Origin of the sequence: Rahnella sp. GSA61A (assembly GCF_019969905.1) — a bacterium.
Lineage (GTDB): Bacteria > Pseudomonadota > Gammaproteobacteria > Enterobacterales > Enterobacteriaceae > Rahnella > Rahnella aceris.
Genome location: NZ_JAHXYO010000013.1, coordinates 35,399 through 55,516, shown reverse-complemented (window position 1 = coordinate 55,516; position 20,118 = coordinate 35,399). Strand labels below are relative to the sequence as shown.

The 20,118-nt window shown below is 52.7% G+C and carries 19 protein-coding genes; 3 read left to right on the top strand and 16 right to left on the bottom strand.

Annotation, left to right across the window (positions count from 1 at the left end):
* Nucleotides 1-33: 33 nt before the first annotated feature.
* A complete protein-coding gene (yfcD, locus tag LC431_RS16775; protein ID WP_112151210.1) occupies nucleotides 34-666 on the bottom strand; it encodes an NUDIX hydrolase YfcD in 633 nt (210 codons plus the stop codon).
* Nucleotides 667-982: 316 nt separating this feature from the next.
* Between yfcD and yfcG the strand changes: the two genes are divergently transcribed.
* Both yfcG and LC431_RS16765 read left to right on the top strand, forming a co-directional pair.
* Nucleotides 983-1,612 carry a GSH-dependent disulfide bond oxidoreductase gene (gene yfcG, locus LC431_RS16770; RefSeq protein ID WP_013574571.1) on the top strand — a complete coding sequence of 210 codons (630 nt, stop codon included), beginning with the start codon at nucleotides 983-985 and terminating at the stop codon, nucleotides 1,610-1,612.
* A 142-nt stretch (nucleotides 1,613-1,754) separates the two neighbouring features.
* Nucleotides 1,755-2,651, top strand: coding sequence for a TIGR01777 family oxidoreductase (locus LC431_RS16765; RefSeq protein ID WP_112197091.1), 897 nt, complete (start codon nucleotides 1,755-1,757; stop codon nucleotides 2,649-2,651).
* Nucleotides 2,652-3,305: 654 nt separating this feature from the next.
* On the opposite strand, the gene LC431_RS16760 is transcribed toward LC431_RS16765, so the two are convergent.
* On the bottom strand, nucleotides 3,306-4,901 hold the full coding sequence (locus LC431_RS16760; RefSeq protein ID WP_223510108.1) for an ABC transporter substrate-binding protein: 1,596 nt from the start codon (nucleotides 4,899-4,901) through the stop codon (nucleotides 3,306-3,308).
* A gap of 159 nt (nucleotides 4,902-5,060) precedes the next feature.
* Between LC431_RS16760 and pepT the strand changes: the two genes are divergently transcribed.
* Nucleotides 5,061-6,293 (top strand): peptidase T, encoded by a 1,233-nt coding sequence (pepT, locus tag LC431_RS16755; RefSeq protein WP_223510107.1) that lies wholly within the window; start codon nucleotides 5,061-5,063, stop codon nucleotides 6,291-6,293.
* Between the two features lie 47 nt (nucleotides 6,294-6,340).
* On the opposite strand, the gene hisP is transcribed toward pepT, so the two are convergent.
* The 14 genes from hisP to pdxB form a co-directional block, all read right to left on the bottom strand.
* The gene (gene hisP / locus LC431_RS16750; RefSeq protein WP_013574567.1) at nucleotides 6,341-7,114 is read right to left on the bottom strand and encodes a histidine ABC transporter ATP-binding protein HisP; all 774 of its coding nucleotides are present in this window, start codon (nucleotides 7,112-7,114) and stop codon (nucleotides 6,341-6,343) included.
* Between the two features lie 27 nt (nucleotides 7,115-7,141).
* Complete coding sequence (locus LC431_RS16745; protein WP_013574566.1) at nucleotides 7,142-7,855, bottom strand: ABC transporter permease; 714 nt, start codon at nucleotides 7,853-7,855, stop codon at nucleotides 7,142-7,144.
* Nucleotides 7,852-8,538 (bottom strand): histidine ABC transporter permease HisQ, encoded by a 687-nt coding sequence (locus tag LC431_RS16740; protein WP_013574565.1) that lies wholly within the window; start codon nucleotides 8,536-8,538, stop codon nucleotides 7,852-7,854. Before LC431_RS16740 ends, LC431_RS16745 begins: the two co-directional genes overlap by 4 nt.
* A gap of 106 nt (nucleotides 8,539-8,644) precedes the next feature.
* A complete protein-coding gene (argT, locus tag LC431_RS16735) occupies nucleotides 8,645-9,427 on the bottom strand; it encodes a lysine/arginine/ornithine ABC transporter substrate-binding protein ArgT (protein ID WP_013574564.1) in 783 nt (260 codons plus the stop codon).
* A gap of 322 nt (nucleotides 9,428-9,749) precedes the next feature.
* Nucleotides 9,750-10,322, bottom strand: a complete 573-nt coding sequence (locus LC431_RS16730) for a UbiX family flavin prenyltransferase (protein WP_013574563.1) — start codon at nucleotides 10,320-10,322, stop codon at nucleotides 9,750-9,752.
* 130 nt (nucleotides 10,323-10,452) lie between these two features.
* Nucleotides 10,453-11,970: an amidophosphoribosyltransferase gene (purF, locus tag LC431_RS16725; protein WP_013574562.1), complete on the bottom strand. Its 1,518-nt coding sequence runs from the start codon at nucleotides 11,968-11,970 to the stop codon at nucleotides 10,453-10,455.
* Between the two features lie 30 nt (nucleotides 11,971-12,000).
* Nucleotides 12,001-12,492, bottom strand: a complete 492-nt coding sequence (gene cvpA / locus LC431_RS16720) for a colicin V production protein (RefSeq protein WP_013574561.1) — start codon at nucleotides 12,490-12,492, stop codon at nucleotides 12,001-12,003.
* 346 nt (nucleotides 12,493-12,838) lie between these two features.
* Nucleotides 12,839-13,612, bottom strand: a complete 774-nt coding sequence (gene dedD / locus LC431_RS16715; RefSeq protein WP_013574560.1) for a cell division protein DedD — start codon at nucleotides 13,610-13,612, stop codon at nucleotides 12,839-12,841.
* Entirely contained in the window at nucleotides 13,602-14,888 is a 1,287-nt protein-coding gene (folC, locus tag LC431_RS16710; protein WP_013574559.1) for a bifunctional tetrahydrofolate synthase/dihydrofolate synthase, read from the bottom strand. Before folC ends, dedD begins: the two co-directional genes overlap by 11 nt.
* Before the next feature lie 188 nt (nucleotides 14,889-15,076).
* The gene (gene accD / locus LC431_RS16705) at nucleotides 15,077-15,991 is read right to left on the bottom strand and encodes an acetyl-CoA carboxylase, carboxyltransferase subunit beta (RefSeq protein WP_013574558.1); all 915 of its coding nucleotides are present in this window, start codon (nucleotides 15,989-15,991) and stop codon (nucleotides 15,077-15,079) included.
* A gap of 262 nt (nucleotides 15,992-16,253) precedes the next feature.
* On the bottom strand, nucleotides 16,254-16,922 hold the full coding sequence (locus LC431_RS16700; protein WP_013574557.1) for a DedA family protein: 669 nt from the start codon (nucleotides 16,920-16,922) through the stop codon (nucleotides 16,254-16,256).
* A 59-nt stretch (nucleotides 16,923-16,981) separates the two neighbouring features.
* Nucleotides 16,982-17,812 (bottom strand): tRNA pseudouridine(38-40) synthase TruA, encoded by an 831-nt coding sequence (gene truA / locus LC431_RS16695; RefSeq protein WP_013574556.1) that lies wholly within the window; start codon nucleotides 17,810-17,812, stop codon nucleotides 16,982-16,984.
* Between the two features lie 2 nt (nucleotides 17,813-17,814).
* Nucleotides 17,815-18,825, bottom strand: coding sequence for an aspartate-semialdehyde dehydrogenase (locus LC431_RS16690; protein WP_013574555.1), 1,011 nt, complete (start codon nucleotides 18,823-18,825; stop codon nucleotides 17,815-17,817).
* Between the two features lie 111 nt (nucleotides 18,826-18,936).
* Nucleotides 18,937-20,070: a 4-phosphoerythronate dehydrogenase PdxB gene (pdxB, locus tag LC431_RS16685; protein ID WP_112151215.1), complete on the bottom strand. Its 1,134-nt coding sequence runs from the start codon at nucleotides 20,068-20,070 to the stop codon at nucleotides 18,937-18,939.
* Nucleotides 20,071-20,118: the final 48 nt, after the last annotated feature.

Below are 20,118 nucleotides of genomic sequence, written 5' to 3'. Positions count from 1 at the left end.
GAACGGGCGATATGCGTTCGCCCGTGATGTGATTCAGATATCATCTTTCGCTGACGATTCTTCTTCATCGTTTTCTTTATTACCCGGGACAGACGCATCCGCCACAGGGGCTACGGCTTCACGGGTCAGCGGCTTACCGTGTTCTTTCTCATTGTTTCGCGTCATCCACAGAGAAAGTGCTTTCAGGGAGTCCGGCGTAAATTCATCACAACGCGCAGTGATTTCTTCCGGTGTCATCCAGCGGACGGCATCAATTTCTTCTTCCTGCAGGGCAAACGGGCCATGGGATACACAGCTAAACAATGCCCCCCATACGCGACATTTGTTCTCTTCTTCAAAGTAGAACTGACCGTGCTCTGCAAACGGCACACCGGCAATACCCAGCTCTTCCTCGGCTTCACGGCGAGCTGAATCAAGTATATTTTCACCGCTTTGCACCACACCACCGGCCGTTGCATCGAGCCAGCCCGGATAGAAATCTTTGGTTTCAGTCCGACGCTGAACCAAAATATTCCCCATTCCATCATGAACCACAATATAGCTGGCACGATGACGCAGGACCTGAGCACGCATTTGTTGTCGGCTGGCCTGGGCAATGACCTCGTTGTCTTCGTTGACGATATCAACCCACTCATCCGTACTGATGTTTTGCTCTTGTTCTGACATCCGCTGGAACCTTCTCTTTTAAGCGCTGGTCTGTGCGCAATAAGTCTGTGCGCTGTGATTTTGCAACACGTCGATAATGTCCGGAGATTCTATCTGGGTCTGCTGGGTGGCTTCAATAGCTATGGATGCGTTGATGCAACCTAAAAGCTATGTTACCCCGCAAAGTTCGCCATCAGACAAGTCCGACATAGACTTCTAAACATCTGCATTATGATACCCTACTCAATCGGATAAGAAGCTTGTGATTACCCGTTCCACATTAGCGCATCCCGCCCCGCCATTCGCGGAGAGTGATTAAAACAACGCAGGAGGCAATATGATCGATCTTTATTACGCACCAACACCGAATGGCCATAAAGTTTCTCTTTTTCTTGAAGAGAGTGGCCTGCAATACCGGCTCCACCGTATTGATATCAGCGCAGGGGAGCAATTCAAACCTGAATTCCTCGCCATTTCACCCAACAACAAAATCCCGGCCATTGTCGACAGTCAGCCCGTTGACGGCGGCACACCGGTCAGTATTTTTGAGTCTGGCGCAATTTTGCAATATCTGGCAGAAAAAACCGGAAAATTTCTCAGCAAAGAGTTGCGTGAGCGCACAGTGACACTGGAATGGCTGACCTGGCAGGTTGCCGGATTTGGCCCGATGCTGGGTCAGAACCACCACTTTACGCATTATGCGCCGCAGCCGGTGCCTTACGCCATTGAGCGTTATTTACAGGAAACTCAGCGTCTGTATGGCGTGCTGAACCGCCAGTTAGAGAAAAATGCCTATATCGCCGGGGAGAATTACAGTATCGCCGACATGGCCACTTATCCGTGGGTCGCGGCTCATGAACGCCAGCGTATTGATCTGGCTGGATACCCTGCCGTACGCAACTGGTTCGAACGGGTTAAAAGCCGCCCGGCGACACAAAAAGCCTACGCGCTGGCGCAGGTTCAGTAAGCCCCTTCAGCCTGCCGGAGGCGTTCTGAATATCTCAGAATAAAAAACCCTTAACTGTGCTCCATATCGCGAGTTAATTGCGATGACTCATCTATGATTAAAGACAGTTCATCCGCGTATTCAGACAGTTAAGGATCCCGATATGAAGATCTTGATTACCGGCGCCACCGGCCTCATCGGAAGAAAATTGACCGAACGGCTTCTTGAGCAATCTCATCAGATCACCGCCCTGAGCCGTGCCCCTGAACGCGCGGCGAAAATACTCGGGTCGCAGGTTTCCGTCTGGGAAACGCTGGAAGGAAAAACCTCGCTCGACGGTTTCGATGCCGTAATTAACCTTGCCGGTGAACCCATTGCCGACAAACGCTGGACCAAAGAACACAAAGCGTTGTTATGCGAGAGCCGCTGGAAGCTGACAGAAAAGCTGGCAACGCTGATTAACGCCAGTGAAAAGCCCCCTGCCGTGTTTATCTCCGGTTCGGCGGTCGGCTATTACGGCGATCAGGGCCAGGCTCTGGTGCCTGAAGATGAGCCGCCTAACAAGCAGTTTACCTGGCAATTGTGTGCCCGCTGGGAAGCACTGGCGATGTCAGCACAAAGCGCGGCGACGCGTGTTTGTTTGCTGCGCACCGGCATCGTACTGGCTGAAAAAGGCGGTGCGCTGGCCAAAATAGTTCTGCCCTACCGCGCCGGTCTCGGTGGCCCGCTCGGTGATGGTCAGCAATACATGCCATGGATCCACATCAACGACATGATTGACGGGATTCTGTTCTTGCTGGAACACGAAACACTTTCCGGCCCGTTCAATATGGTGTCGCCGTATCCGGCGCGCAACGAGCAATTCAGTGCCCTGCTCGGCGAAGTATTGCACCGCCCGGCGTTTATGCGGGCACCCGCGCCTGTGGTGCGCTTGCTGATGGGCGAATCAGCTGTATTAGTGCTGGGTGGTCAGCGGGCAGTGCCGCGCCGGCTGGAAGCAGCAGGGTTTGTGTTTAAGCATCAGGAGTTAAAGGAAACGCTGGAGGATTTGCTGGGATGAAGGGTCTTGCAGCCCTTCACCCTGCTCAACCAGATTGGGGTCTCATAGGTACAATGGCGCGGTACTGGCGCTTTTTAAAAACTGATCGGGGGGATGTTTCGGTTTCTCAATAACTGAGATTACTTAACTTTCTGCACCGAAACCGCCCAAAGGAGGAAAGTGCTTTTCCTCCTTTGGATTCCTCCTCGCTTTTTCAACAAGCGCTTCGCTCGCTGGCTATGTTTCAGCTATCACTGCGACAGGCTGGAAATCTTGCCGCTGCGCGGTGCCTTCTCTCGGTCCTGAAGCCTTGGTCTTCAGGCCGCTCCGTTCAGCAAGATTTCTGAATCGCCCGCACGTTCTTAAATTCAAAAACAGAGAGGTTTTATCTTTTAGAAATGTTGATTGGCGTGCTCAAAAATGGCACCGAATGAACGGTTCGAGACCTATGGCTCGAAGCCTGAAATGAGGGAATCGCGGAGCGATGACATTTTGCGCCACACTCAGAACGATCAGAACATGTCCTTCGTTCCAGCGACAGCGCGCAGTGAAAAAGCGAGGGGAGTGCAGAGGGGAAAAGCCTTTCCCCTCTGCTCGGTTTCGGCGAAATATCTCGTGTGAGAACTGTTATTGAGAAACCGAAACTTTCACAATTCAATTTCCCCCCCTCAGGTTCTACTCCTTCACATCCACCTGATAAAACACATGTTTCCCAAACGGGTCCACTTCATAACCGCTCACTTCTTTGCGTACCGGTTCGAAAATGGTCGAGTGGGCGATCATCACCGCCGGTGCCTGATCGTGCATCATCTGCTGGGCCTGCTCGTAAAGCGCCACACGTTTCGCATGATCGGTGGTTTCTTTCGCTTCGGTGATCAACTGGTCAAACGGCGCGTAACACCATTTCGCTGAGTTCGAACCGCCCTTCGCGGCATTACAGGTAAACAGCGGACCAAAGAAGTTATCCGGGTCACCGTTCGCCGTTGTCCAGCCCATCAGCGCTGCCATATGTTCGCCGTTACGGATACGGGTCTGGTATTCACCCCATTCGTAACTGACGATATGCGCTTTCACGCCAATTTTTGCCCAGTCCGCCTGGATCATTTCCGCCATACGCCGGGCATTCGGGTTATACGGACGCTGTACCGGCATCGCCCATAAATCGATATCAAAACCGTTCGGCATCCCGGCTTCGGCCAGAAGAGCTTTGGCTTTCTCCGGTGAGTAATCGTAATCCACCAGTTTGTCGTTGTAACTCCAGACACCCGTCGGCAGCAGCGTTTTCGCGACGGTTCCCGTACCGTGGAACACCGCTTCAATGATCTGTGGTTTGTTAATAGCCATGGTCAGCGCCTGACGCACTTTCACATTATCCAGCGGCGCTTTCTGCGTATTGAACGACAGGAAACCCGTGTTCAGGCCAGCCTTGCTCATCAGGTTGATGTCTTTATTGGCGCGCATACGATCCAGATCAGCCGGATTCGGGAACGGCATCACCTGGCATTCGTTTTTCTCGAGTTTGGCGAGGCGCATTGAGGCGTCAGGCGTAATGGTATACACCAGACGGTCAATTTTGGATTTGCCCTGCCAGTAGTCCGGGAACGCTTTGTACAGCAGGCGCGTATCTTTCTGGTACTGCACCAGCTCAAACGGCCCGGTCCCAATCGGATCCTGATCCAATTTTTCCGGTGTACCGGCTTTAAGCATCTGATCGGCATATTCCGCCGAGAGGATGGAAGCAAAATACCACGCCAGATCGGCCACGAACGGCGCTTCGGGACGTGTCAGGTTAAAGCGCACCGTGTAATCATCCACCTTATCAATGCTGCCGATAAGATCGCCCATTTTCAGGCTGTCGAAGTTAAGGTAAGTGCCGCCGGAAATTTTATGATAAGGGTTATTCTCGTCTTTCTGGCGCATGAACGAGAAGATCACGTCGTCAGCGTTGAAGTCGCGGGTGGGTTTGAACAACTTGCTGCTCTGGAATTTCACGCCTTTACGCAGGTGGAAGGTATAGGTTTTACCGTCTGCGCTGACCTCCCAGCTTTCCGCCAGACTCGGCACCAGTTCTGTAGTACTGATTTTGAAATCCACCAGACGGTTATAAATTGGCGCAGCGCTGGCATCCACGGAAGTGCCCGATGTATAAAGTTGCGGGTTGAATTGCTCAGGCGAGCCTTCGGAGCAGTAAACCAGCGTTTTAGCACAAACGCCGCTGGTGATGGTTAACGCCAGTAAACCTGTGCTTATTTTTAAGATGTTGTGTTTCATTCTTTTCCCTATTTTCCCTGTCCGGAGAGTGTTTAGATCTTCTTCATCGTGGAACCTAAAGCAAAAACAGATTAACATCTGGATAACACGTAGTAATACTTTGTTATATATGAAAATCTTATAACAGGGAACAATATTTGCGCACATTCAGAGGTTAAGATGTCGACAACAATCGCAACACAGCTTACCGAACGCTTCTACCGCTATCTCTCCGTGACATCACAAAGTGATGCCAGCGCGACGACCTTACCGAGCACGCCGGGCCAGCACGACATGGCGCGGTTGCTGGCTGAAGAACTGCATCAGCTGGGTCTAGAAAATATTCAGATCGATGAATATGCCACCGTGACGGCAGTCAAATCCGGCACCAAAAAAGGGGGGCCGCGTATCGGTTTTATCACGCATATCGATACCGTGGATGTCGGCCTGCGCCCGGATATTCATCCGCAGACATTGCGTTTTACCGGTGAGGATGTGTGTCTGAACAAGGCGCTGGATATCTGGCTGCGCCCTGCGGAACGCCCGGAAATCTTACCTTACAAAGGTGAGGATATTATTTTCAGCGACGGTACCAGCGTGCTGGGCGCGGATAATAAAGCGGCGGTCACTGTCGTGATGACGTTGCTGGAAAACCTGACGGCTGAGCAGGAATACGGCGATATCGTGGTGGCGTTTGTGCCTGACGAAGAAATTGGTCTGCGCGGTGCCAAGGCGTTGGATCTCGCCCGCTTTGATGTCGATTTTGCTTACACCATCGACTGCTGCGAACTCGGCGAAGTGGTGTATGAAAACTTCAATGCGGCAGCGGCAGAAATTACCTTCACCGGCGTGACAGCACATCCGATGTCGGCCAAAGGCGTGCTGGTGAATCCGCTGCTGATGGCGCAGGATTTCATCAGTCATTTTGACCGCGCTGAAACCCCTGAAAACACTGAAGGCCGGGAAGGTTATATCTGGTTCAACGGCATGAGCGCTTCGCAGCAAGGCGCGGAACTGAAAGCTTCTATTCGCGATTTCGACAGCGCCAGTTTTGCCGCCCGTAAGCAGAAAATTCAGGATGTGGCGAAAGAGATAGCCGCGCAGTATCCGACCGCAAAAGTCTCAGTTGAGATCAGCGATACCTACAGCAATATCAGCAGCGCCATCGGCGAAGATCGCCGGGCGATCGACCTGATCTTTGCCGGCCTGAAAGAAATTGGCGTGGAGCCGAAAGTGATCCCGATGCGTGGCGGCACCGACGGCGCAGCATTATCGGCCAAAGGATTACTGACGCCGAACTACTTTACCGGCGCGCACAATTTCCACTCGAAGTTTGAGTTCCTGCCGGTGAATTCGTTTGTGAAGTCCTATGAACTGACCGTTCAGTTGTGCCTGCTGGCCGCGAAAGGTTGATTTGCTTTAAACCTTCCCCTCATGTGAGGGGAAGGCGCGTACAGATGTTACTTCAGCGCACCGGAAAGGAACTGTTGCAGACGGGCGCTTTTCGGATTGCCAAAGACTTCAGCAGGATCGCCCTGTTCTTCAATCACGCCCTGATGCAGGAAGATGACATGGCTGGAGACATGACGGGCAAACTCCATCTCATGCGTTACCACCACCATGGTTTTTCCCTCTTCCGCCAGCTTTTGCATGATACGCAGCACCTCGCCGACCAGTTCAGGATCCAGCGCGGAAGTCGGCTCATCAAACAGCAGCACTTCGGGTTCCATCGCCAGCGCGCGGGCAATAGACACACGCTGTTGCTGACCGCCTGACAAGTTCACCGGATATTTACCTTGTGCACGGGCGTCGATGCCCACTTTATCGAGGTATTTCACCGCACGTTCACGCGCTTCGGCTTTGCTCAGCCCCAGCACCTGCACCGGCGCTTCCATGACGTTTTCCAGCACCGTCATGTGGCTCCACAGGTTGAAATGCTGGAACACCATCGTCAGTTTGGTACGCAGCAGCTGCAGTTGCTTCTTATCAAACACTTTCAGCTGACCGTCGGTGTCGCGCACCATGCGGATATCCTGATTATTAACGCTGATCGAGCCTTCGCTTGGTTTCTCGAGGAAGTTAATGCAGCGCAGGAAGGTACTTTTTCCGGAACCTGATGAACCGATAATACTGATCACATCACCCGCATTGGCCGACAACGAAACACCTTTCAGCACTTCGTGGTCGCCATAGCGCTTGTGGAGATCGAGAACCGCTAATTTGTTTTCTGGCATAAAGTTATTCCGCAAAAATAATTCTTATTAATGAGCTTGGGGCTTTACGTGAGCCAGCCAGCGTTTTTCCGCCTTGCGGAACAGCCCGATCAGGACAAAAGAAACACAAAGATAAATCACTGCTGCAATCCCGAAAGCATAAAACGGCTGATACGTCGCCGAGTTGATGTCGCGGGCTATTTTCAGCACGTCCGGTACCGTGGCGGTAAATGCCAGCGCGGTGGAGTGCAACATCAGAATGACTTCATTACTGTAAGCAGGCAGCGCCGTACGTAATGCCGACGGCAAAATAATGCAGGTGTACAGTTTAAAGCGTGAGAAACCGTAGGCATTGGCCGCTTCGATTTCGCCGTGCGGTACTGCGCGGATAGCACCGGCAAAAATCTCGGTGGTGTAGGCACAGGTGTTGAGCGTCAGCGCCAGAATCGTACAGTTAAGCCCGCTGCGGAAGAAGGCATTGAGGAAGTCGGTACCACGCACGATTTCCAGGCTGTACATCCCCGAATAAAACACCAGCAACTGAACATACAGCGGCGTTCCGCGGAAAATATAGGTGTACAGCCAGATCGGATAACGCAGGAATTTGTTAGAAGACACGCGCCCCACCGCCATCGGTACCGCCAGTAATCCGCCTATCACCACGGAGCTGATCAGTAACCACAGGGTGATCGCCAGACCGGTAAAACGGTAGCCATCGCTGTAGAGCAAAGACATACCGTACTGTTGTAAAATTTCGATCATAGATCAGCCCTCTTCACACCCAGCGAATAACGGCGATCAAGCCATACCAGCACGCCGTTCGACAGCGTGGTGAAAATCAGATAAACCACTCCCGCCACAATCGCAAAATAGAACGGCTGATAAGTGCCTTTCCCGGCCAGTTGCGTGGCTTTGACCACATCATTCAGACCCAGCAAGGACACCAGCGCGGTGGCTTTGAGAATAACCTGCCAGTTGTTGGCAATACCCGGCAGTGCAAAGCGCATCATGGCCGGAAATAAAATTCGTCGGAAAATCTGTGAACCGCTGAACCCGAAAGCCGTCGCAGCTTCGATTTGTCCACGCGGGACCGCCATAAACGCACCACGGAACGTCTCAGTGAAATAAGCCCCGTAGATAAAGCCCAGCGTGATAATACCGGCGCTCATCGGATCGATATCAATTTGCGTCAATCCCAGTGATTCGGTGACGCTGTTAAGCGCAATCTGCAACCCGTAGAAAATCAATAACATTAATACCAGATCAGGTACGCCGCGAATAAGCGTGGTGTAGCAACCAAAAAAACCAGACACGATCCGGTTCTTTGACAGTTTCCCGCCCGCGCCGATTAACCCTATCACCAGCGCCAGAATGACTGACGAAATCGCCAGCTCCAGTGTCACTAACGTGCCCTGGATAATTACCTGGGAATACCCATACAGCATGGTTTTTTCCTGTCTTTAGTGGATCCCTGCGCAGACAAAAAGACAGCCAGCGTCAGAACCGCAGGGAGCGGCACACCGCCCCCTTTGGCACATCTCACGACGCGTATCAGCCGCCGTAAACATCAAAGTCGAAGTATTTTTTCGCCAGTTTGTCGTAAGTCCCGTCTTTACGCATGCTGTCAAATGCCTTATTCAGTGCGTCTTTCAGGTCAGTATCCGTCTTACGCAGCCCCATGCCGGTGCCCACGCCGAAGAATTTATCGTCTTTAACTGACGGGCCAGCAAACGCGTAATCTTTACCTGCAGCTTGTTTCAGGAAGCCTTCGCTGCCTGCTACTTCATCCTGGAATGCCGCGTCAAGACGACCGGAAGCCAGATCCGCATAAATCAGATCCTGGTTCTGGTAAGCGACTACGTTGATGCCTTTTGGCTGCCACATCGCGTTGGCATAAGCTTCCTGAGTGGAACCCTGCAGAACGCCGACATTTTTACCTTTCAGCGCATCCAGAGTAGGCAGAACTTTAGAACCTTTAGGCGCGATCAGACGGGCGTTAGCGGCGTAAAGTTTCTCTGTGAAATCAATTTCCTGCTGGCGTTTTTCAGTGATGGATAATGAGGAAATAATCGCATCAATCTTTTTCGCTTTCAGGGACGGGATCAGCGCATCAAAATCACTTTCAACGTAAGTGCATTTAATGGCTGCACGTTTGCACATCTCGTTGGCCAGGTCGATATCAAAACCAACCAGCTTGCCGCTGGAGTCTTTTGATTCAAATGGGGCGTAAGTCGGATCAGTACCGATATTAATTGCTTTAGGCACGGCAGCAAATGCACTACCTGCACTGGCTAAGACCAGAACCAGCGGGAGAACCTTGAACAACTTTTTCATACATTAGCCTCAGTGATTATTCATCTGTTGTGGTTGTGTGTGCGTGAATGAACGTCTTTTTATAGTTTGCTGAACGATGCAAATGGCTTTTTGCCAGATTTTCTCATGCACTTTTCGTGCCGTTTCTCCGCATCGCGACTTTCCGCAGCGAGAGAGTGAAAACCGGTCAAAAAAGCATCGGGATAATGAAAGTTTTCAAAGGTCTGAGGGAAGGATAGCTGAAGGGAGGTTTAACACTGCACCCCAATGAATCAAATTGTGATCATTGTTGGTGCAATGTAACTGAAGTGCGCGAAATGAGTGCGTATTGGGACGTGAAAGTTTAACGACTGCCCTGCCATCGAACAAATAAGTCTTCCGGCAGTTCGATATCAAACTGATCAATCACCCGGTTTACCGTCTGATCGATGATATCTTCCACCGAGGCCGGGCGATGATAAAACGCCGGAACCGGCGGCATAATGACAGCACCCAGTTCAGCGGCCTGGGTCATCAGCCGTAAATGGCCGAGATGCAGCGGCGTTTCACGCACACACAACACCAGACGGCGGCGCTCTTTCAACACCACGTCGGCTGCACGGGTCAGCAGACCGTCGGTGTAACTGTTTACGATGCCGGAAAGCGTTTTGATCGAGCAGGGCAAAATCACCATTCCGGCAGTTTTAAAAGAACCGGAAGAAATGCTGGCCGCGATATCGCGGGAATCATGCACCACATCGGCCAGCGCCTGAACGTCGCGTAGTGTGAGATCGGTTTCCAGTGTCATCGTCTGGCGGGCCGCATTGCTCATCACCAGATGTGTTTCGATATCAGGTACGCTCTGCAATACCTGCAAGAGCCTGACACCATAGATTGCGCCGCTGGCGCCGGAAATACCGACGATAAGTCGTTTCATGAACACTGCCTTAGAAAAATGAACCCGGACCCGGTGGTGCCAATACTGACATAAATTCAGGCATAAAAAAACGCGCCCGCCCGGTGTTCACCGGAGGGGCGCGTTTATGCGGATGTCAGCAACCGGCTAATCAGCCTTCGTTGTGCATCTCAAGGTTTTCAGCTTCCTGCTGGCCACGCAACGCCTGAGCGTCGTCATTGCGCAGGGCTTCGAGGTATTCCAGATAGTTCTGGTCAACGTCTTTGGTGACGTAAACACCGTCGAAAACTGAACATTCGAATTTCTCGATATCCATATTGTCTTCTTTCACTGCGGCGATCAGGTCGCTCAGATCCTGGAAGATCAAGGCATCAGCACCAATTATCTGGTTGATTTCACTGACTTCACGGCCATGGGCAATCAGCTCGTTCGCGCTTGGCATATCGATACCGTACACGTTCGGGAAACGGATTTCCGGTGCCGCAGACGCCAGATAAACACGTCGCGCTCCGGCTTCACGCGCCATCTCAACAATCTGTTGAGAGGTGGTGCCACGCACGATGGAGTCATCCACCAGCAACACGTTTTTATCACGGAATTCAGCGCGGTTAGCATTCAGTTTACGGCGTACAGATTTACGGCGTTCCTGCTGGCCCGGCATGATAAAGGTACGGCCGACATAGCGGTTTTTCACAAATCCCTGACGGTACGGTTTATCCAGGATGCGAGCGATTTCCAGCGCGATATCACAGGAGGTTTCCGGGATCGGGATCACCACGTCAATATCCAGGTCTTCCCATTCACGGGCAATTTTCGCGCCCAGCTTTTCACCCATACGAACACGGGCGCTGTAGACGGAAATTTTATCGATGAAGGAATCCGGACGCGCGAAATACACGTATTCGAACAGGCACGGATTGTACTGCGGGTTCTCGGCACACATACGGGTGAACAACTGACCTTTTTCGGTGATATACACCGCTTCACCCGGCGCAACGTCGCGCAGGAACTCAAAGCCCAGCGTATCGAGTGCCACACTCTCAGAAGCCACCATGTACTCATTACGGCCATCTTCCAGCGTACGTTTACCAATAACCAGCGGACGGATACCGTGCGGGTCACGGAACGCCAGCATGCCATGACCGATAATCATCGCCACACACGCGTAGGCACCACGGATTTTCAGATTCACTGCGGCAACCGCAGCAAAAATGTTGTCAGCTTCCAGCGGGTAATGCTGGAAACGATCCAGTTCACTCGCCAGGATATTGAGCAGGATCTCAGAATCGGACGTGGTGTTCACATGACGGCGCTGGCCTTCGAACAGGTTGCTGCGCAATTCGTGAGCATTGGTCAGGTTGCCGTTATGGGCAAGGGTAATGCCGAACGGAGAGTTGACGTAAAAGGGTTGAGCTTCTGAAGCGCTGGAACTGCCAGCCGTCGGGTAGCGCACATGGCCGATACCCATGTTGCCCTGTAAGCGTTGCATATGGCGGGCTTCGAAAACATCCTTCACCAGGCCATTCGCTTTACGTAAACGGAAGTTATTATTCGCGTCGATGGTGGTGATGCCTGCGGCATCCTGACCACGGTGTTGTAACACCGTTAACGCGTCATAAATCGACTGGTTTACCGGCATGAAACCGGCGATACCGACAATACCGCACATGTTGTCTTTTCCTCTTCAGCGCTGCCAAAACTAAATATGTTTTGGCAAGAAACTCGACGTGCTCTGCAGGTAGTCAAAGAACCACCTGATGATATAACTGAACTGTGGGATCAACTGGGATTGTTTCCAGTCTTCACTTTGCGAAAAACCGGTAAAAGTATCGAGGAAGAACAGCATCGCGGAGACAATTAACACCCCGCGCAGTGCGCCGAAGCACACACCTAACACCCTGTCAGTGCCGGACAACCCGGTTCTTTCAACCAGTGAACCAATCACATAGTTGACAATTGCACCTACGATCAACGTCGCGATGAACAAGATGGCAATTGCGATCCCGTTTCGAACTAACTCATCTTCGAAACGTGTGAAGTAGATGGCGAGGTAAGGGTAATAATGGCTGGCAACAAAAAAGGCGCAAGCCCAGGTTACCAGCGATAAAGCCTCACGAACAAAGCCACGGATCAAACTGACTAAAGCAGAAAATCCGATAACCGCAATAATGACGTAATCAATCCAGACCATTAACTATTCCAGTGTCTAATCCAGTCACATCTGCCCCGGCATCCAGTTCGCGGCGAATTCTAACAGAAAAAGAAAACGTTTGCGTAGGGGAAATCAGCCGGTCAGACAAATTAATAATAGCGATTAAAAAAACCTCAATCGCAGCAAAACCTATAAAAATCCAACCAGAGGATCTTATAGAAAAAGGGCACAAATCGCTTGTGCCCTCCGTGGTATTTTTTATGTTTTAACGACTCCCTCCCCTGCGAAGGGGAGGGTTGGGGTGGGGTATTAATGGCAACGTTGAATCTGGCGTTGCCCGCTAAACCCCCTCCCCGCCTCCCCCTTCGCAGGGGGAGGAGCAAAGTCAGTGTGCGGAGTAAGCGCGAACCTGCCCACCCAATCCGCTCAGCTGTTGCAGTTGCGGAAGTGACGCTTCGAGTTTCTGCTTCGAGGCATCCGGGCCGACGTACAGGCGCGTGATCTGCCCCTGTACCGGTGTTGCAGGCACTGTGTAAGCACGGAAACCAGACAACCGCAGATTCGCCACAATCTCATTGGCTTTGGCGGCATTTTTCAATGCGCCAAGCTGCACCACATAAGACTGCCCTGTCGGCGCTTTTTCTGCCGGCGCAGCCTTCGGCTGTTCAACCGGTTTTGGCTGTTCAGCAACGGCCTTCGGTTGTTCAACCGGTTTTGGCTGTTCGACCGGCTTAGGTTTCACCGTTGGCTTCGCTTCCACCATCGGTTTCGGTTCGATCACTTTGGGTTTTTGAGGAGCAGGCTGCACCGGTTTTTTCTGCTCAGGCAGTGTGGTGACCGGCGGCGCTTCTATCGTGGTATTACCCGGCGCCACATTGCCATGATTGGCGGCGTTGGTGTTATTGGCAGGACTTGTATCGTCCTGTTCACCATTCATCATCTGATCGGCACCTTCCGGCGGCTGAGCAGGCAAAGATTGCGTGACCGGTGGCACCGAGTCCTGTTCCTCAACATCACCCGGTTTTGGCACCAATGGAATAGACGCAAATTCGTCTTCGTAATGCTTTTTCTTGCCGTCGAGTAAACCAGGCAAAATGATGACACCCAGTGCCACCAGAATGACCGTCCCGACCAGACGATTTTGAAACTTACTTGCCACTGGTTTTCCCCGTGTCTATAGCATCCATTACGTGAGCTACGGTATGGAACGAGCCGCAGACAATCACAATATCCTGAGGAGCCGCCTCCTGCATAGCCTGTTTCCAGGCAGACTCCACATCATCAAACTGGCGCGCCTGCGGCAGATGGACGGTCAGTTCTTCGACACTGGCCCCGCGCGGGCCTTCCAGCGGCGCGCAATACCATTCATCCACCTGCGGCGACAGGCAAGCCAGCGTACCGGCAATATCTTTGTCTTTCAACATTCCGACGACGGCACGCACTTTGCCACCCTTTCGCGGCTGTTCCGCCAGACGTCCGGCCAGATACGCTGCCGCATGCGGATTGTGCGCGACATCCAGGATCAGCCTTGGCGATTCACTCACCGTCTGGAAACGTCCCGGCAAAGCAGCGCGCTGTAAACCGCTGCGCAACGCGGCTTCAGGGATATCCAGTGTTGAATAATGCAGTGCAGCCAGCGCGGTCGCGGCGTTAGCCAGCGGTACATTCGGCAACGGTAAACCTTCCAGCACGTTAACCTCATTACCTTCTTCCCGCGCTGCCCAGCGCCACTGTCCGGCATCCGCAGAAAAATGCCAGTTCACATCGCGGCGGTGTAAATCCGCATGTTTTTCCTGCGCAACCGCAGCAATGGATTGTGGCATATCCGGCTCACCCACCACGGCCGGTTTACCGGCGCGGAAAATACCGGCTTTTTCGCGGCCAATACTTTCGCGGTCAGATCCCAGCCAGTCGGTATGATCCAGCGCAATACTGGTGACGACAGCCACGCTGGCATCGACAATATTAGTCGCATCCAGACGACCGCCCAGCCCGACTTCAAGTATCACCACATCCAGCTTAGCCTGTTTAAACAGCTGCAACGCCGACAATGTGCCGTATTCAAAGTAGGTCAGCGAGATATCGCCACGGCCAGCCTCCAGCCCCGCAAAAGATTCGCAATGCGCAGATTCCGCTAATTCTTCCCCCTGAATACGGACACGTTCAGTGTAGCGCACCAGATGCGGGGAGCTGTAAACGCCCACACGGTAACCCGCCGCCATCAGGATGGATTCCAGCGTCGCGCAGGTGGTGCCTTTACCATTGGTTCCGGCCACGGTGAAAACCAGCGGCGCTGGCGTCAGTAAGTCGAGTTTGGCGGCAACCGCTTTGACCCGGTCAAGGCCAAGCTCAATAGCCTGAGAGTGGAGATGTTCAAGATAATAAAGCCACGTGGCCAAAGGCGACGTGGCTTGGGGAATAAGTTGATTTTGCATGAGTCCCGTTCAACCTTGTCAGGTTCACTTCGACACTACATCACCAGACTGTGACAGCAGGCAATGCCCTCTTTGTCAGATCACACCAACAGAGTAAAAGCACGGCTGTCTGTTTTGCAGAAAAACAGTGTGGGCGGCACAACACGCGGTGGCCGCCCGAATAACTGACCGGCGTTTACCCTGTTCGATCAGGCATCCTGGTTGTCAGCGGCAGAACCGTTGACAGCAACATGGACGTCAGCCACTTTCGGCTCCGGTTGCCCGGTCAGTTTCGCCAGAACGCTGCCCAGTTTGGCGCGCATTTCCGGACGACGTACGATCATATCAATCGCACCTTTTTCGATCAGGAATTCACTGCGCTGGAAGCCCGGCGGCAGTTTTTCACGAACGGTTTGCTCGATAACACGTGGACCGGCAAAACCGATCAGCGCCTTCGGCTCCGCGACGTTAATGTCACCCAGCATTGCCAGACTGGCAGAAACACCGCCCATCGTAGGGTCAGTCAGTACAGAAATGTATGGCAGGCCACGTTCCTGTAACTTCGCCAGTGCTGCACTGGTTTTCGCCATCTGCATCAGCGACATCAGCGCTTCCTGCATACGGGCGCCGCCACTGGCAGAGAAACAGACCAGCGGGCAGTTATCTTCCAGTGCCTGCTCAACGGCACGCACAAAACGTGCCCCCACGACGGACGCCATTGAACCGCCCATGAAAGCAAATTCAAACGATGCGACCACGATTGGCATGCCAAACAGCGTACCTTTCATGACGACCATGGCGTCTTTTTCGTTGGTTTCTTTTTGTGCTGCAACCAGACGATCTTTGTATTTCTTGGAATCTTTAAACTTCAGAACATCTTTAGGCTCAAGCTCACTGCCTAACTCAATCTCACTGCCCTCGTCCATGAAAGTGGACAGACGCATACGCGCGGTAAGGCGCATATGGTGGTCGCACTTAGGGCACACCATGAGATTGCGCTCAAGCTCGGCGCGGTAAAGGACCTGCCCGCAGCTGTCACATTTAGTCCAGACGCCCTCAGGAATACTTGCCTTACGGGTTTGCGAGTCAGTGCTCTTACTAAGAATTCGTTCAATCCAGCTCATCGATAACCTTTCTGTTTGAACCCGGCCGAAGCCAGTCCGCTGTTCATGCTGTAACAAGTCCCCTGAAACCTACCCAAAATCGCCTGTGTACGGGGTGATAAAAAACCTCACACACCGCGCCACAGAAGGGTTGTTCGCAGGAACAGACCATAAATTGTCGCTCATTAAACCATAACGGCCAGACACTGTGGATAAAAAACTGGTCCTACCCTCAGGTTTAATGCCTTAAATTTTAAAGCGCTTGCGTAAAAAACGTACGGAATTAATCCTGTTGACGCTTTTCTTTGGCCGCTGCGCGTTTGTGCCGCCAGATTTCAATCACACCCGGCAGGATGGAAACCACAATGATTGCCACGATCAGTAATTTCAGATTTTCCTGAACAATCGGCAGATCGCCGAAAAGGTAGCCAGCATAGGTAAATAACAGCACCCAAACCAGTGCACCAATCACGTTATACGCAGCGAAATGGCGGTAAGACATATGCCCCATACCGGCCACAAACGGTGCAAACGTGCGGACGATCGGCACGAAGCGCGCAAGAATAATCGTTTTGCCGCCATGTTTCTCGTAAAACTTATGCGTCTTGTCCAAATAACTGCGACGGAAAATCTTTGAATCAGGATTACTGAACAGACGTTCACCAAATACCCGTCCGATAGTGTAGTTCACCGCATCGCCGAGTATCGCCGCAATCGCCATCAGGAACGCCATCAGATGAACGTTCATGTCGTTGCCCGGCAACGCCGCCAGCGCACCTGCTACGAACAATAATGAGTCACCCGGCAGGAAAGGTGTCACCACCAGACCGGTTTCGCAGAACAAAATCAGGAATAAAATGCCGTAAACCCAGATGCCATACTGCGCAACCAGCTCCGCTAAATGCACATCAATATGCAAAATAAAATCAATGACAAAGTGAATAAAACCCATTTGATTTTCCACCTCTTTCCGGTTTAACAGCCCATTTAAACAATCGCTTGATCCGTTCCTTAATCTTCGAGGAACAGGGGTCCCATATTCACCTGAGGCAGCGCAAATTTCTCAGGGTAATCCACGCAGACCAGATATAACCCTTCAGGCTTGCCCGTAGCTGCCGCAAGATTGCGATCTTTCGCTGCCAGTAGCTCCCCCATCCAGCCAACAGGCTGATTACCGGCACCGATTTCCACCAGGCTACCCACGATGTTGCGCACCATGTGATGAACAAACGCATTAGCCTTGATATCGACCACCACATAGCTGCCGTGACGGCTCACATTCACATGCATCACATAACGCCATGGCGTACGCGACTGGCACTGTGATGCACGAAAAGACGTGAAATCGTTCTCACCCAGCAACGCCTGACCGGCAAGCTGCATTTTTTCGACGTCGAGCGGCATGTGAACATGGGTCACGCCGGCATGCAAAATCGCTGAACGGTAACGGTTGTTATAAATAACGTATCGATACCGGCGGGCGGTGGCGCTGAAACGGGCATGAAAATCCTCGCCCACATTCGCACACCAGCGCACAGCGATATCTTTGGGCAAATGGGTATTCACCCCCATCGTCCATGCCGCGTCTTTGCGCAGCACCGGCGTGTCGAAATGCACCACCTGCCCCGTTGCGCTGACGCCTGCGTCTGTACGCCCGGCGCAAAACACGACGATCGGTGCATTGGCCACACGGCTCAGTGCTTTTTCCAGACACTCCTGCACGCTGGCGACGCCCTGCTGACGCTGCCAGCCAAAATAGGCACTGCCGTCATATTCAATGCCTAACGCCACACGTCCGGCAACCGGTGCGGTGCTGACGTCAGCGATCACTTCATCGGACATAATCAGTACCAGTACTCGTTAATCAGCTTCTCGGCAGTTTCCACCGCCATCAGTGCGCCGCCAAAACGGACGTTGTCAGCCACTGACCAGAATTGCAGTAACTCAGGAATGCCGTAGTCATTACGGATACAACCAATGCTCAGATTGGCATTACCGGACGCATCACTGACCTGCGTCGGGAAATCATCTTCATCGCTCAGATTAATATCATCAATGCGTTCGAGTTCAGCGCGCGCTTCTTCCGCTGACAGCGGACGCAAACCTTCCATATGAACCACCTGCGCGTGACCGTAAAACACCGGCGACTGCACGCAACTGACAGAAATCGGCAGCCCATCGTCCTGCAACACTTTGCGAACCTGATCCACCAGACGGCGTTCCTGACGCACACTGCCCTCTTCATCACTGACCAGCGGTAACAGGTTAAACGCCAGTTGTTTGCTGAAAATGCCTTCTTCTGCCGGAATGCCGTTCAGCAGACGGGCGCTTTGCCCGGCCAGATCGTCAACCGCGGCTTTACCCAGCGCAGAAACGGAAAGCAAAGAAGTGACATGCAGACGCGACAAACCGGCCTGTTCGGTCAGTGGTTTGATGGCGGTCAGCAGTTGGCTGGTCAGGCTGTCGGCCACGGCCACGATATTGCGGTTGCGGTAATGAGACAGTGCGTCAGGGTTCACGCCCGGCACCACCAGAGGAATATCATGTTCAAGAGAGAACAGGCCGCTGCTGTCGATGACCAGACAGCCCTGATTTGCCGCTTCTTCGGCATACAAGGCAGAAGCCTCAGAACCCGCAACAAAGAACGCCAGTTGGACCTGCGACCAGTCGAACTCAGATGCCTGTTGTACGCGAAGACTTTTGCCGTTAAAACGCACGGTCTTACCGGCGCTGCGTTCACTTGCCAGCGGGAAGAGCTCACCAACCGGGAACTGACGATCAGCCAATAATTCCAGTAACGCATCACCGACTGCGCCCGTTGCGCCAAGCAGCGCAATATTCCAGCCATCAGACATGTTGGTATTCTCCAGAAAATAAAAGTACAAAATACAAGGGGCGATGATGATCACCGCCCTGTTTGCAAACGTGTTATCGCACCACTCGCGGCGAAAAAACTTAAGGCCGTTTTAAGCAGTGGCTAACTGGCTGTTAAAGCCCAGTTTTTTCAACACACCGGCGGTCGCCGCATCGTCGCAAATCACCCGTAAAGATGACCACTCACGACGTTCTTCATAGAACTTACGCAGCTTGTCGAATTCGCCCGGTTTTCCGGCGACACGGCGCAAAGGCCGGTCATCGCGGCGCACATCATACACTAAGTGAATAAGACGCAGCAGTTTGGCTTCGCTCAGCGCGCCACTCAGCGTCACTTCGGCAAATTCAGGCGCAGGGAGTAATGATTCCGGCGGCACCGTTTGTGGCTGACCGATAAACTGACTGAATGCTTCGAACACCTGTGTGGTGCCGCGTGCTTTCCCTTCCAGGCTGTAACCGGCGATATGTGCCGTGCCGATAGCAACTTTATCCAGCAACGCTAACGACAAATCAGGTTCCGGTTCCCAGACATCCAACACAGCCGTCAGTTTTTTGCTGCCATTCAGTGCGTCGAGCAGCGCGGCGTTATCCACCACCTCACCACGACAGGCGTTAATGAGGATCCGGTCAGCGGGCAGACGCGCCAGTAAATCCGCATCCACCAGATGATGTGTGGCATAAGGGCCGGACATATTTAGCGGCGTATGGAACGTCAGGATATCGGCTTCAGCGACCAGCTTCTCAAGCGGCCAGAATTCACCGGCATCACCCCGATCGGCTCGCGGCGGATCGCACAATAACGTGCGTACACCCAGCGCTTCAAGGCGGGTATTCAGACGTGAACCGACGTTACCGACACCAATGATCCCGACCGTTTTATCGCGCAGATGGAAACCGTCGCGCTGAGCAAGGATCAGCAAGGATGAGAAAACATATTCCACCACGGCAATGGCATTACAGCCGGGCGCGGCCGAGAAACCAATCCCTGCGCTGGCAAGCCATGCATCATCAACGTGATCGGTGCCCGCCGTGGCGGTACCCACAAATTTCACCGGTTTTCCCGCCAGCAAACTTTCGTTCACTTTGGTCACAGACCGCACCATCAACGCATCGGCATCATTCAGGGCATCTTGCGGGATAGGACGGCCAGGTACGGCCTGCACGTTCCCCAACCGGCTAAAAAGCTCGACGGCATACGGCATATTTTCATCAACCAGGATTTTCACGTTTGTCTCCGGCAGCATGGCCTAAAGAAAGAATAGAAAATAAAGAGG